Source organism: Pedobacter sp. GR22-6 (genome assembly GCF_037402555.1).
In the GTDB taxonomy this organism is placed as follows: Bacteria; Bacteroidota; Bacteroidia; order Sphingobacteriales; family Sphingobacteriaceae; genus Pedobacter.
Genome location: NZ_JBBEUC010000003.1, coordinates 127,729 through 140,894 on the forward strand (window position 1 = coordinate 127,729; position 13,166 = coordinate 140,894).

Consider the following 13,166-nt stretch of genomic DNA (forward strand, 5'->3'; position numbering starts at 1 on the left):
AACTAATTTAATTAGTTTTTGTTCTTTTCCTTATATCAAACTTCGGAATAGAATTGTTCAAGATAGCTCAGCATGAACTCATGCCTTTGCTCCGCGATCCGTTTTCCTTCCTCTGTTTTCATCAAATCTTTCAACAACAGTAACTTCTCATAAAAATGATTGATCGTAGGTGCTGTAGAATTTTTGTATTCCTCCTTGCTCATGTTCAGATTGGGCTTGATCTCCGGATCATAAAGCACCCTGTTTTTATAGCCACCATATGTGAAGGCGCGTGCAATCCCAATAGCGCCAATTGCATCCAGACGGTCGGCATCCTGCACAATATCCAATTCGCTTGATTGGAAGTTCACTACACCCAGGCTTGCTTTATAGCTGAGGTTGCGGATGATCTGCTGCACGTGTACGATGAGTTGCTCATCCAGGGCCAGGCTGCTCAGAAAATCTCCCGCCATACGCGGGCCGATTTCTTCATCACCATTATTGAACTTCGGATCTGCAATGTCATGGAGTAACGCTGCCAGGGCCACAACTAAGGCGTCGCCCTTTTCAATGGCATTGATCTTTTGCGCATTGTGGAATACCCTTTCTATATGGAACCAGTCGTGCCCGGCTTCAGCATCGGCCAATGTGGCTTTTACAAATGAAATGGTTTTGTCGATGATCTCTTGCATTAGTCATTTGCTTTTACAGGTCTTTCCTCTTCCGGTCTTCTGCTGCCATCATACAGTTCATATTCCAGCATACGACAATCCAGTTTTCCATTATAAAACTCAATCTTACGTGCGGCTTTCAAGCCGATTTTTTTAGCCAGATCCGGATTTCCTGTGAAAATATAACCGAAATATCCTTTGCAATGCTGTTTCATGAAATCGCCCATGCGTTTGTAAGTCAGTTCCAGTTTGGAGTGTACACCCAGACGTTCACCGTATTCAGGATTAAACATCACAACGCCTGTCCCTGTATCAGGAACCTGTGTTTCAGCAAAGTCGCAAACTTCAAAAGTAATCAGGGTATCTACTCCCGCGGTTTTTGCATTCTTCCGGCTCACATCTACCGCATCTTCAGAGATATCTGTAGCGATGATCTGCAGGTCGACGTTCTTGATCACCTGGTCCTTCAGGATCCGGCGTTCAGCAAAGAACTCCTGTTCGTCATAGCCCATAATGTGCATAAATCCATAATTCATGCGGAATAAGCCGGGTCTGCGGTTGGTAGCCAGCAAAGCCGCCTCAATGGCCAGCGTGCCGGAACCACACATCGGATTCACAAAGGGCGATTTTCTGTCCCATTTGCTGCTCATGACTACGCTTGCGGCAAGGGCTTCCAGCATTGGGGCTTTTCCCGGGATTTTGCGGTAGCTATGCTTGGCCAGGGTTTCGCCGGAGGTATCTATAAATATGTCGGCTTCACTGTCTTTCCAGTACAAATGTACTACCGCTTTGTTGGCATCTGAGCCCGAATTCGGACGGATGCCTTTTTTATCTTTGATCCGGTCTACGATGGCATCCTTTACCTTTAGATTCGCAAACAAGGGAGTGGTGATCGTCGGGTTATCCACATTGGAAGTTACAGAAAAGTAACCTGAAAAATCAATCAGCTCTTCCCATGCGATATCTACGAGTTCCCGGTAGAGTTCTTCCGGATTGTTGGCTTTAAAGCTACTCAGGCAGTATAAAATCTGACTGGCACACCTGAGGTTCAGGTTGAGTTTGATACATTCCGTAAGCGTAATGTTCAGCTCTACGCCCGTAGGGAAATCCCTGACGATGTCGTGGCCCAGTTCTTTCACTTCTTCAACCAGATAGGGCGAAAGGCGTTTGTTGCAGGTGATGATCACCTTACTTTTTGTGTGGAAAACTTGCATAATTAATTCTACGAAGTTATCAATAAAAATATAGAGATTTGAACTTCGGATAAGAATAAAAAAGTATTTGATATGGAAATTAAAGGAAAAGTGCACGAAATTGGTGCATTACAGCAGGTGAGTGAAACTTTTAAGAAACGTGACCTGATTATAGAATATGCAGAGAACCCGACTTATCCTGAATACATCAGGTTTGAGGCATTACAAGATAAAACAGCTTTGTTTGATACTTTGAAACAAGGCGATGATGTTGAAGTATCCTTTAATCTACGCGGTCGTCCATGGACAGACAAAGCCGGAAAAACTTCTTATTTCAACAGCTTAGTAGTATGGCGTATCAATGCATTGTCTGCTACCGCAGCCGCTGCAGCTCCTACTCCAGCTTACGCACCTCCTGCAGACCTAAACAGTTCAGCAGCAGAGGATGATGATCTTCCTTTCTAAAAAGACCTTTTTTAAATAAACAAATTGACCATCGTGCCGCCCTTCAACAGGGGCGGCATTTTTTTTGGTTTTAATTAAGCAATGATGGATTCCAGTTTGCCCCGGATGTCGGCCGGTGAGTAATTCACCGATTTCAGCGTTTTGTGGTCGTTGGACCGGTAGATCAGGAACAATTCCTGTTCTTCTTTGTGATAAGCATCACACTGATGGTTTTTGCGGTAATGCTGAATGGTCTGCTCGGCTTCTTCCAGCGATTTGCAGGCCTTGCTCATATTGGAGCGGTGCACTTCATCGAACAGTTCCTTGAAGCGGTGGCCAAGGCCGAACTCCAGGATCGCTCCGCTCAGTACATATTGCAGGTCGCACAAAGCATCAGCCACTTCAATAAAGTCATTTTTCTCTATGGCCTGTTTGAGCTCCTGTAGTTCTTCTGCCAGTAACGATACCCGAAGGTTTGCCCTGTCGCGGTGAGGGATGCCTGGTGTCTCCTTAATGGGGTGTTTAAAGGTGTTATGAAATTCTGCTACCTGGTTGAGTGGGTTCGGTTCCTGCATGGTTTTCTGGTTTTTAATAAAGTTTAAAAATACGTTTATTTTTTATTTTTCAGAGTTCTGTATCTTGCAGGCAGATTCTGTACCTCTTCAAAAACAAAAGCACATGTTCCATTTGCCCGAAGTGCCCATCATCTTTCTTTTCCTCCTGCTGGTGCTGCTGATGGCCTTTTGCTTTAAAATGAGGAAGCTGACTTTGGCCGCGACTTTCGCTGCCGGACTAATCGGTGTGCTGGTTTACCTGGCAGACCGCGAGCGGGGGGTACTGATGCTGTTGTCCTTCTTTCTCTTGAGTGTAATGGCTACAGCACATCAAAAAAAGTTTAAAGCCAGCTTGAGTCCGGAAGGGCATCATCCCCAGGCGAGGAATGCCGGGCAGGTTTTTGCAAACGGAGGTGCTGCGGGAATGCTGGCTTTACTGACTATAATTGATCCTCCGCATGCTGAAGTGTACCGGACCATGATTGCTGCAAGTCTGGCATCGGCACTGTCCGATACCCTGTCTTCGGAACTGGGGACAGTCTACGGAAACCGCTTCTTCAACATCCTCAGCTTTCGCAAAGACCAGCGGGGACTTGATGGTGTGATCAGCCTGGAAGGAAGTCTGATCGGTGCTCTCGGTGCTGCTTTTGCGGGTTTACTGTTCGCAGGAGCAAGTCATTTGGCAATAATTGTTGCCATTTCCGGTATCGCGGGCAACCTGGCTGATTCTCTATTGGGTGCCTTGGTGGAGCGAAAGGGCTGGATCGGAAATGATTCCGTCAACTTTCTCAATACAGCCATCGCTGCCTTGCTGAGCTTTTTGCTCATTTACTTTCTTTAATTCCTTTATTTTTCTCCATAATCTGCTGTTCCTGGTATTTCTGATGGCCAGTTCGTCGATGATGAAAAATATTACATCCCGTTGGTCGAATAATTTCAGGCGTTGGTCGTGGCGCTCCCGAAGCTGGTATAAAGGCGCGAAATCCGTTGAAACGTTTGCCCTTTAAGGTCGTCTTAATAACAAACAATAAGAAAAACCTTAAATAAAAATATTATGAAATCTTTAATCAAAACCACATTCGCCACTTTATTAACCGCAGTAGTTATGACATCATCAGCATTTAGCAATGCAGTGGCTAAGCCGGTAAATTCCGTAAAAATGTTGAGTATCAATAAGAGCTTCAACAAGATTTGGGTAGGAGGTAATGTAAAGATCATCCTTACACAAAGTGAAAATGAAGGTGTATTTGTAGATGAGAACTTCAATGCAGATCAAACTTCAGTAACCAGTGCTGGCAGTACACTATACATCAATTCTATGGAATCAGGACAAGTAACTATCAAAGTGTCGGTAAAAGACCTGCAAAGGATAGAAGCTGCCGGAAGTGCAGTAGTGGTAACCAGCAATAATTTTGACGTTAAATATCTTCAGTTGTTCCTGAGTCAAAATGCAAAGGCTAAAGTAAGCGCAATCACAGGAAGTTTATATACCGTGATTAAAGATGATGCAACTTTAAAGATGAGCGGTATGGCGCATGAGCATACGCTGGTAGCCAGCAACATGAAGAATGTAAAGTTGACAGATTTTGTATGCAAGAGAAATAACAATAACGTTCCGGTGGCAGAGGCAGCCAGACTGGCTGGATTAGCAAAATAGATAGATAAGCGGGTTAGGGTAAAGCGGCAGGTGCAAACCGGTCGCTTTTTTTGTTTTAAAAAGCTGCTAAAAAGAAAAACGGGAATAACCACGAATGGTTACTCCCGTTCTAAATTAACGCTCTCGGGTACAAATATACGACCATCTCCCACTTTGGCAAATAATTTCTGTTATTTTTTCTAGGTCTAATTAAGGTCGGCCTTATTGCGGATGATAATGGCGTTAGGTCGCATTTTGGATATAGATGAAATATAAACGGTTATCTTAAAGAATGAAATGCGAATTATTGTATAGTTACTGTATCCTTGCTCTATGGTTACTTTATCTAAAAGATATAGCGAGGATACAGCAAGGATAGAGCAAGGATACAGCAACCATAGACCAATCCTGTCTAATAATCGATTGATTATGCATTTTATAGTATTTGTAACAGAAGGGTGTTATATAGACAAACCACTAGAATCTGATCCCCATTCGCCAATTTTAAATTGAGCCGTTTTCTATTAATAGTCAATTTGTTATCTTGAATTTTTAAAATTGCGGAGAGAGGTCAATCAAATTGGTTTATCCAGGACCGGCATCTTTTCAGGCTTTAACTTAAATGCGGTGTTAAAATTTGTTAAATGAAAATGATTGTAGCTTTCCTTCATTAATTTTGTATATTATAGCTAATGAAGAAAAGGAGCCTTTGGATAATCACCGCGTTAATGACCCTGGCTTTGCTGGGTGTTTTTGTAATGCAGTTGTATTACATCAGGCAGGCCTATAGCTTAAATTCCCAGCTTTTTGAACAAAATGTAAACCAGGCCCTCAATGGGGTGGTCAACAAAATCCAGAAACGAACGGCCGCACTGCATATCAATAAAAAGGACCGCCAGCTCGAGCGGGAGAGGGAAGTTGAGATCAGAAATCAGGCGCAGCAGCTTGTTGATTACAAAGAACGTTACAAAACGGAAGAAGAGCAACGCTTGCTTAAACAGGAAAAACAGGTGGTTGCTGACCTCAACAAAACGGTACGTGACATCGCAAGGGCCTACGTCAATCCGGTACGCATTACGGAAAATGAATTTCTTGCCGCTTCAGATATGAGCAATCCGATGAACTCTCCCGTTCATGTAGATGTAAATGTGGGGCTGGATGAATTTGGGAATGTAGTGGGCGGACAGATCAAATCGACATTTGTACCACAGCGTTTGAAATCCTTCAATATTGTATCTAATGAAATGCCGGATAGCATCCGCTATCACGCCATAGACCCTGTAACGGGTAAACTCGTTCTCATCAGCGTCAAAACCATAGATCCGGAACTGGAACGTAAATTTAAACTGGAGAATGACCTTGCGAAAAGGAAGTACGAAGAGGGCTTAAAGCGGATCATGCTGGATACGCTACCTTTGGGGCCTGATGCCAATTTGGTGCTTCAGGATGTAGCCAAGGAGATGCGCGAAGCCAATATCCCACTGAGCAAAATGGTATCAAAAGGCCTGCTGGATACTTTACTGAAGAAAGAACTTGTCAACAGGAACATCAGCTTGAAATATGATTTTTGGGTGAGCCTGGCCCAAAAGGATTCTCTCGTGTACATGAAGGCATCCAATGGGCATGAAGATATCGTTCCTAAAAATACGTACAAGGTGACGCTGACCAATATGGTGACGCGCGATCCGGGAATGCTGTATGTACATTTTCCAAATAAGAACTCCATGATTTTTGCCAGCCTGGGCGTTACTTTGGCTTCGTCTGCAGGACTTCTGCTGGTGCTGGTGTTTATTTTTGCCTATACGCTCTTTGCAATTTTGAGACAAAAGAAAATCTCCGAGATGAAAACAGATTTCATCAATAACATGACCCACGAATTTAAGACTCCGGTGGCGACCATTATGATCGCCAGTGAAGCACTTAAGGATCCGGATATGGAGGTGGATAAGAGCCGGATCAACCGGTTGGCAGGTATCATCTACGATGAGAATGTACGTTTGGGCAACCATATAGAGCGGGTGCTTAGCATTGCGCGCCTGGAAAAAAAGGAACTGAAACTGGAACAGGCAGAGGTGAATATCCATGACCTTGTTGCTGCAGTGGTAGACAGTATGGGTTTGCAGCTCCAAAAGAAAAATGCCAGTTTGAATATGGCGCTTGATGCGGAATTCCCTTTGGTCTATGGAGATGAACTGCATCTTTCGAATGTGATCTATAACCTGATCGACAATGCGAACAAATACAGCCGGGACGAGCCCGAGATCAGCATCAGGACCAGAAATATAGGTAAAAAGCTGGTCGTGGAGATTTCCGATAAGGGAATAGGTATGACCAAAGAACAGACCAAACGTATCTTTGACCAGTTCTACCGTGTGCCTACGGGCAATCTGCACGATGTAAAGGGATTTGGGCTTGGTCTGAACTATGTACAGGATATCATTGTACAGATGGGTGGTACCATCAAAGTACACAGCGAGAAGGAGAAGGGAACAACATTTGAAATCTATTTACCGGTAAACCAAAATTAACGACACATGAAGAAGATCTTATTAGTAGAAGATGACCCTAACCTGGGATTGCTGTTGCAGGAACACCTGCAACTGAAAGGGAAATTTGATGTGACGCTATGTGTGGATGGAGAGGAAGGTTTACGCGCCTTCACCAGGCAGACTTTCGATTTGTGCATCCTGGATGTGATGATGCCGAAAAAGGATGGTTTTACATTAGGCAAAGAGATTAGAAAAATCAATCAGGACATTCCCATCATCTTCGCGACCGCTAAGGCAATGATGGAAGATAAGGCCTTAGGTTACGATCTGGGGGGCGACGACTACATTACCAAACCCTTCCGAATTGAAGAACTGCTGCTCCGGATCAATGCGCTGCTGAAGCGCGTGGCCGTGCGGGAGCCCCAGGAAAGCGGAGCACCGCAGACCAGCTTCCAGATCGGTGAATATACTTTTGATTATACCACGCAGTTGATCCATCACAACGGACAGCAGCAAAAATTGTCTACCAAGGAAGCGGAACTCCTTCAGTTACTTTGCCTGAAAAAGAACAGTGTGCTGACCAGGGAAGAAGCGTTGCTGAGCATTTGGCACGACGATAATTACTTCAATGGTCGGAGTATGGATGTGTTCCTGAGCAAGTTGAGAAAGTACCTGCGGGAAGATCCAAAAGTAGAAATATTGAATGTTCACGGAAAGGGTTATAAATTGCTCGTCAACAATTAAAGCAACAGCATTTTTAATGCTGAACCTGCAAACTCGCCCCATTGTTTCAGTACCTTATTGATGGTGTCTGCAAAGCCCTTGTTGTCCATAGGCTTTCCTTTGGCCGGCGCTTTGAAATCTGCCGCAAGGATGCTTTTGTCGGATACCGACTTGGCAAACCAGGTGATGTGCTCATGGGGGAGTGCGACGCCCAGGATCATTCCGGGCAGACCCTGAAAGGACTCCGGCCCGGCAGAAACGGGAATCTGATCGGTATAAAAAGCAACGACATAAATGGAATCTAAAATAATCGCATTTGCACGCCGGCATTCGTAGCCTGCAATCTCGCGCAGCTCACTGGTGATTTTCCAATTGATCTTTCGTACACTGTCCTTCACCAGAAAAGTTTCATTAAATGCGACTTTCTGGGTAATGAATCTGCCCGTTGCCAGTTCGGTATAAACCGTATTGGACTGATCAGCACTGGAGAACTCAAAGAACCCGGATTCTGCATTTGCTTCCACTTTATCGGGTGTAAATAAAGTTTGTTTTTCAGAAAATAGTAGGGTGCTCTGACTGACACGGAACTGTGGATTGCTTTTCTTGTATTCGTCAAGCATGTTGCCCATATAAGCCGAGTTTTTTCCATTGCTCATATTGCGGATTAAAGCATACATGTTGACTGATTTTTCGAAACGAATGGCCCCGCTCATAGGAAAACGTTTGTACTGTGCTTTTCCACTGAAGGTAAAGGCAAAAAATAGTATAGCGAGTGTGATTTGAATTTTCATCTTATTGTGTTTTTGTGGCTGCACCCATTTTGTTGAAATCCCAGATGATGCTGCCCAGGAAATACCGGTTGATGTTGCTGAACCTGTTTTGTACGATCATGTTGCCATTGATACTTTGGTTGAAGCCCTTGTTCTGATTGAGAAGGTCGTTGCCCCGCAGGCTAAGCCTCAGGTTTTCCGCTTTCAGGAATTTCTTGCTGATGCTGGCATTCCAGTTGAATCGGTTGAGGTTGCGGTCGAAGGCTTCTGTCTTGGTCTTGTAGGCATACACTGCATCCGAGCCAATTTCGATTTTTCCGGGCAGGTTTACAGAGAAGTTTCCGGAGGCATCTACGCCCCAGTTTTGACTTCTCGTACCTTGCAGGGAATTCGACAATACGGTACAGGCCGGTCCTGCGCCAAAGCGGAAGGAATAGGCGCCGCTTTTGTATTTTGCCAGAGATAGGTTTCCATAGATATCGAGGAATTTACTCTCGTTGAGTGTATTGTTGATCATTCCATAACTGTTGGAACTCATGAATGTAAATTCGATTCCCCCGTGTGCATCCAGGCTTTTGATTTTCCTGCTAAGCATGGCTTGTACCGTTAATCCATCTGGATTTTTGTTGGAGATGTTGACGGCCTGATTGCTGCTTTTGCCTGTTGTCGGATCCGTTACCGTGTTGTTGGTGATCTGATTGAAAGTGTTGTTATAGCTTGCCTGCACATAGAAATATTGTTCGCTCAGCATCTTAAATGAGGAATAGCTTAGGTTGAGGTTATTGGAAAAAGAGGGGCGCAGGTCCGGGTTTCCGAGAATAACGTTTAGTGGATCAGTATTTTCCCGGATGGGTTGAATTTGTTCCAGGCTAGGTTGGGAAGTGCTGCCGTTATAGCCCAGTGACAAGCCTTGCTGCTGGGAAATCTTGAGTCGGTAATTGGCCTGAGGGAACCAATTGATGAAATTGCGTCTGTAGGATTTATTGGCATTAACGTCGACCTGGTTGAATCTGACCGCCTGGATCTGGGTGCCTGCCGTCAGGCCAGTTTTTCCTTTATTGAAATTGATGGATGCCCCGGCCTGGTTGCTGATCTCATCCAGTTTGAAATGATTGCTGAAGTTCTCATCCAGATCATCGTATTTTCCTGTAGGCGATTGGTTAAATGACCTTCGGTTCGAATTGCTGTTGTTTAGGTTCAGCCCATAGTTAGCAGTGAGTGCCAGCGTTTTGGAAAGCGGTTCTGTATAGGTAGCATTACTGCTGAATGAATTGCGGATGGTGCTATTGACCTTATACTGATCTACCAGGTCTTGATTTTCCTTTTGACTGCTGACGTCGTAGAATTCATTGAGTGCATACAGGTAGCCATCTGATCGACTGTCGCCCAGGCTTTGCCTGACATTGATAGAGATTGTTCTGCCTTTCTTCTTCAGCTTTTTGGCCCAAAATGCACTGGCATTTAATGTTTTTTCATCTCCCTCATTATTGATGTTGCGTATCCCGGTATTCATCAGGCTATTGTCGCCCCGCGTGTTCGTCGACTTAAAGTCACTGCGTGTTTTAGAATTTGCCAGTCCGCCAGAAACCGTAAGGGTAATGGTTGAAGTAGAATCAAACTCGTGCTTATACCGTGCATCTACATTCTTTTGCAACATGATGTTGTCAAAATCCTCGTCAGATTCACTATTGATCACTCCGGTTGGCAGGGTGTTTCTGCTTAGGGTATTATTGTTGCCCTTTACGCCGGAGGAACCTAGTTTAAGGTTGGTGTTGATGGCTCTTTTATTGGCATTCCAGGCATCTTCAAAATGGAAGCCCCCGGTATGGCTGCTGGGAATTCCCCGGCCATTGTATCCGCCATTGAAATTTTCCAGCCCTTCCCCCGAAGCCATGTCATCGCCACCGATCTGTATGCGCTGTCCGGAACCAAAGCCAGATTGGCCGGTATTGCCCGAGCCCCCGACGAAGGCCATTTTTTGCTTATTCTTGAAAATATTGGCGGTTGCCCTTGCTTCATAAAACTTGTCGGTTCCGGCGCCAGCTGCCAGTGTGCCAAAATAGCCTTGTTTCTTGTCCTCCTTCAGTTTGAGGTTGATCGTTTTCTCCTTCTGTCCATCATCGATCCCGGTAAAGGTGGCCTGATCGCTTTTCTTATCATACAACTGTACTTTATCGATCATATCAGACCTTAGGTTTCTGGTCACGAGCGTTGGGTCGTCCCCAAAAAACTCTTCTCCGTCGACGAGTACTTTATTGATGGTCTGGCCCTGGGCAGTAATTTTTCCATTTTTGTCTACCTGTATTCCCGGGAGCTGTTTGAGGAGGTCTTCTACCTTATCGTTGGGGCGTATGTCGTAACTCCCGGCATTGTACTCTGTGGTGTCGCCTTTGATCCTGATGGCAACAGCCTTGCCTTTGATGATGACATCATTGAGTAATGCTGCTTTTAGAAAGAGGTTAATGTTGCCGAAATCCTTAGCAGGATGAAGACTGTCGAGCTCAAAATTCTCCGCATAGTCTGCATAGCCAGGATAAGTGACCAGTAGAATAAACTTGCCTGCTCTGAGTTTGGTTATAGAAAAGTTGCTTTCTGCATCTGCGCGGGTATGACCAACTAATGTAGAGTCTTTTTCATTGAGCAGGGCGATGGTTGTGTTCAGCATCTGATGTGTCCCGGCGGTATCGGTGATCTTACCTTTTATGGTGTAGCCATTTTGTGCAAATGCGCCTGAGATGATGCCACAAAGTGAAAGCGTTAACAGTAAATACTTCATGATTTTAGTTTACGCTCGCAAGTTAGGTTAAACAATTTAGCGCTTCAATGATTAAAATGTTAATGTTTGTTAATATTGAAATCTTAATGATTACATTCATGGAATCGATCTGCTATGAAAATTAAATTGCCATCTCTCCAGTCCCTATGGTCCAGCTTTGCTGCTGTACTGAAGCGTTTTCCTTTACAAGTCCTTTTAGCACTACTGGCTACGGCCGCGTGGTGGTATGCAGTAGATCCGCCTGGGGAAGATGACAATATAGGTCCTGCTATTCGTTTCATCTGTGTTTCCAATCTGGCGCTGACGCTCCTGCTTTCAGTGGATCTTTATGCGGAAGTGAATAAATTGGGTAAGAGAAGGCAATGGTTTTTGCGGCTGCTTGCTGTGCTCGTCTGCGCAGGACTTTATTTCCTTTTGCACCCTGAACTGTACAAGGCCGATATTTATCGGATCGCCCTGCTGGCTTTTTCTTTTCACTTGCTGGTGGCTTTCGCACCATTTATCGGTAAAAGCAGTTTAAATGGCTTTTGGCAATATAACAAAACCTTATTTCTGAGGTTCCTGATCTCAGCATTGTATGCCGGGGTATTGTTTGCCGGACTGGCCATTGCCCTTTCAGCGATCAATGCGCTTTTCAACGCAGACATCAGTTCGAATGTCTACGTGAGGTTGTTTGCTTTGGTAACTGCGGGATTTGCTACAGTATTCTTCCTGGCAGGTTTGCCTCTGGATCTCAAAGCCCTGGAAGAGGATCATTCTTATCCTAGGGGACTGCAGGTGTTCACGCAATATGTTTTAATCCCATTGATGAGCATTTACCTGCTGATCTTACTCGTTTATGAAGTAAAGATTGCCCTGGAATGGCAGTTGCCCAAAGGGATGGTGTCATTGCTGATCCTCGGATATTCCGTATTTGGGATCCTGTCACTTTTGCTCATCTACCCGATCAAAGACAAAGAAGGTTATGGTTGGATCAGGCTGTTCTCTAAATTCTTTTATGTGATGATGATCCCATTGGTGGCGTTGCTTTTGCTGGCCGTATGGAAAAGGGTGGGGATATATGGGATTACTGAATCCAGATACATCCTGACTGTGCTTGCGGTTTGGCTGACCTTACTTACTGCCTACTTTTTGCTGAGCAGAAAGCAGAACATCATGATGATCCCGATAAGTTTGTCCTTGTTGTCTTTACTGGCCGTATACGGCCCTCAGAGTGCATTTTCTGTCTCGCGTTACTCGCAGCGTCTGCGTCTAAAAAAGATCATCCATTCGAAAGCACCAAAAGATGTAGCGGAGCAGCGTGAAGTGATCTACTATCTGGTGCGCAATCACGGATTGAAGTCCCTTCAGGACTTTACGAAAAGAGATCTGGAGGCGCTGGAAGATAAAATGGAGACGAAAATGATCAAATCGTCCAGGTATGGTATAGAAAACGACAAAATAGACTCCGCTTATGCGATTCTGAAAATAGCGAAAGAAAAGAATTCTTACTCTGATAATGTGGAGCTGATACTTGCAGGAGGGGCAATGGTAAATGTCCAGGGTTTTGATCTGGCAATTCCGATAGAAGGATATGCTCCGGAGACGGAAGTGAAAGTCAATGGCCTGCCTTTAAAGTTACAGAAAGTGGGAGAAGGGGGCCGCGTGAAATTGACTGCCGGTGTAGAGCCTGCGCAGGAAATTGATGTCTTAAAGATTGCAAGAAAAGCCTCTTTGCTCATTAAAGCCGGGCAGCTGAAAGTCAAGCCCAAAAGTTACCGTACCTATGAGTTGAGTCAGGCTCAGCTGAGCTCGGATGCAGCCGTATTTAGCGGTTTTACTGCAGTTATGGTTTTTTCGAGCATAGACACGAAAATCGATGAGGTCGATGACCAGGTGATGGCCCGCTGGTTAAATTACAAGGGAATGCTGCTGATTAGGTTTAAGTAGTC

Annotated in this window: 11 protein-coding genes; 6 read left to right on the plus strand and 5 right to left on the minus strand. The window is 44.7% G+C overall.

All coding sequences use genetic code 11. The features are described 5' to 3' along the window. Positions 1-35: 35 nt before the first annotated feature. Both WAE59_RS14340 and WAE59_RS14345 read right to left on the minus strand, forming a co-directional pair. Positions 36-671 (minus strand): HD domain-containing protein, encoded by a 636-nt coding sequence (locus WAE59_RS14340; RefSeq protein WP_337856666.1) that lies wholly within the window; start codon positions 669-671, stop codon positions 36-38. Continuing rightward, positions 671-1,864 carry a THUMP domain-containing class I SAM-dependent RNA methyltransferase gene (locus tag WAE59_RS14345; protein ID WP_337856667.1) on the minus strand — a complete coding sequence of 398 codons (1,194 nt, stop codon included), beginning with the start codon at positions 1,862-1,864 and terminating at the stop codon, positions 671-673. Before WAE59_RS14345 ends, WAE59_RS14340 begins: the two co-directional genes overlap by 1 nt. A gap of 72 nt (positions 1,865-1,936) precedes the next feature. Here WAE59_RS14345 and WAE59_RS14350 point away from each other — a divergent pair, with 72 nt between their 5' ends. Then, on the plus strand, positions 1,937-2,308 hold the full coding sequence (locus tag WAE59_RS14350) for a DUF3127 domain-containing protein (RefSeq protein WP_337856668.1): 372 nt from the start codon (positions 1,937-1,939) through the stop codon (positions 2,306-2,308). A 74-nt stretch (positions 2,309-2,382) separates the two neighbouring features. Here WAE59_RS14350 and WAE59_RS14355 read toward each other — a convergent pair whose 3' ends face one another. Continuing rightward, positions 2,383-2,862 carry a nucleoside triphosphate pyrophosphohydrolase family protein gene (locus WAE59_RS14355; RefSeq protein WP_337856669.1) on the minus strand — a complete coding sequence of 160 codons (480 nt, stop codon included), beginning with the start codon at positions 2,860-2,862 and terminating at the stop codon, positions 2,383-2,385. A 103-nt stretch (positions 2,863-2,965) separates the two neighbouring features. On the opposite strand from WAE59_RS14355, the gene WAE59_RS14360 reads away from it, so the two are divergent. The 4 genes from WAE59_RS14360 (at position 2,966) to WAE59_RS14375 (ending at position 7,710) form a co-directional block, all read left to right on the plus strand. Further along, positions 2,966-3,682 carry a DUF92 domain-containing protein gene (locus tag WAE59_RS14360; protein WP_337856670.1) on the plus strand — a complete coding sequence of 239 codons (717 nt, stop codon included), beginning with the start codon at positions 2,966-2,968 and terminating at the stop codon, positions 3,680-3,682. Positions 3,683-3,895: 213 nt separating this feature from the next. Then, positions 3,896-4,498, plus strand: coding sequence for a GIN domain-containing protein (locus WAE59_RS14365; RefSeq protein ID WP_337856671.1), 603 nt, complete (start codon positions 3,896-3,898; stop codon positions 4,496-4,498). 671 nt (positions 4,499-5,169) lie between these two features. After that, positions 5,170-7,005, plus strand: coding sequence for a sensor histidine kinase (locus tag WAE59_RS14370; protein ID WP_337856672.1), 1,836 nt, complete (start codon positions 5,170-5,172; stop codon positions 7,003-7,005). Between the two features lie 6 nt (positions 7,006-7,011). Further along, positions 7,012-7,710 carry a response regulator transcription factor gene (locus WAE59_RS14375; protein WP_337856673.1) on the plus strand — a complete coding sequence of 233 codons (699 nt, stop codon included), beginning with the start codon at positions 7,012-7,014 and terminating at the stop codon, positions 7,708-7,710. Here WAE59_RS14375 and WAE59_RS14380 read toward each other — a convergent pair. Both WAE59_RS14380 and WAE59_RS14385 read right to left on the minus strand, forming a co-directional pair. After that, a complete protein-coding gene (locus WAE59_RS14380) occupies positions 7,707-8,480 on the minus strand; it encodes a GLPGLI family protein (protein ID WP_337856674.1) in 774 nt (257 codons plus the stop codon). The genes WAE59_RS14375 and WAE59_RS14380 overlap by 4 nt on opposite strands. Position 8,481: 1 nt before the next feature. Next, complete coding sequence (locus WAE59_RS14385) at positions 8,482-11,235, minus strand: TonB dependent receptor (RefSeq protein ID WP_337856675.1); 2,754 nt, start codon at positions 11,233-11,235, stop codon at positions 8,482-8,484. A 114-nt stretch (positions 11,236-11,349) separates the two neighbouring features. Between WAE59_RS14385 and WAE59_RS14390 the strand changes: the two genes are divergently transcribed. Then, positions 11,350-13,164 carry a DUF4153 domain-containing protein gene (locus WAE59_RS14390; protein WP_337856676.1) on the plus strand — a complete coding sequence of 605 codons (1,815 nt, stop codon included), beginning with the start codon at positions 11,350-11,352 and terminating at the stop codon, positions 13,162-13,164. The last annotated feature ends 2 nt before the right edge of the window (positions 13,165-13,166 follow it).

What these genes read in the sequence shown, in the direction of transcription:
- WAE59_RS14340 (WP_337856666.1), bottom strand. Translation starts at nt 671, where the DNA reads ATGCAAGAGATCATCGACAAAACCATTTCATTTGTAAAAGCCACATTG.
- WAE59_RS14345 (WP_337856667.1), bottom strand. Translation starts at nt 1,864, where the DNA reads ATGCAAGTTTTCCACACAAAAAGTAAGGTGATCATCACCTGCAACAAA.
- WAE59_RS14350 (WP_337856668.1), top strand. Translation starts at nt 1,937, where the DNA reads ATGGAAATTAAAGGAAAAGTGCACGAAATTGGTGCATTACAGCAGGTG.
- WAE59_RS14355 (WP_337856669.1), bottom strand. Translation starts at nt 2,862, where the DNA reads ATGCAGGAACCGAACCCACTCAACCAGGTAGCAGAATTTCATAACACC.
- WAE59_RS14360 (WP_337856670.1), top strand. Translation starts at nt 2,966, where the DNA reads ATGTTCCATTTGCCCGAAGTGCCCATCATCTTTCTTTTCCTCCTGCTG.
- WAE59_RS14365 (WP_337856671.1), top strand. Translation starts at nt 3,896, where the DNA reads ATGAAATCTTTAATCAAAACCACATTCGCCACTTTATTAACCGCAGTA.
- WAE59_RS14370 (WP_337856672.1), top strand. Translation starts at nt 5,170, where the DNA reads ATGAAGAAAAGGAGCCTTTGGATAATCACCGCGTTAATGACCCTGGCT.
- WAE59_RS14375 (WP_337856673.1), top strand. Translation starts at nt 7,012, where the DNA reads ATGAAGAAGATCTTATTAGTAGAAGATGACCCTAACCTGGGATTGCTG.
- WAE59_RS14380 (WP_337856674.1), bottom strand. Translation starts at nt 8,480, where the DNA reads ATGAAAATTCAAATCACACTCGCTATACTATTTTTTGCCTTTACCTTC.
- WAE59_RS14385 (WP_337856675.1), bottom strand. Translation starts at nt 11,235, where the DNA reads ATGAAGTATTTACTGTTAACGCTTTCACTTTGTGGCATCATCTCAGGC.
- WAE59_RS14390 (WP_337856676.1), top strand. Translation starts at nt 11,350, where the DNA reads ATGAAAATTAAATTGCCATCTCTCCAGTCCCTATGGTCCAGCTTTGCT.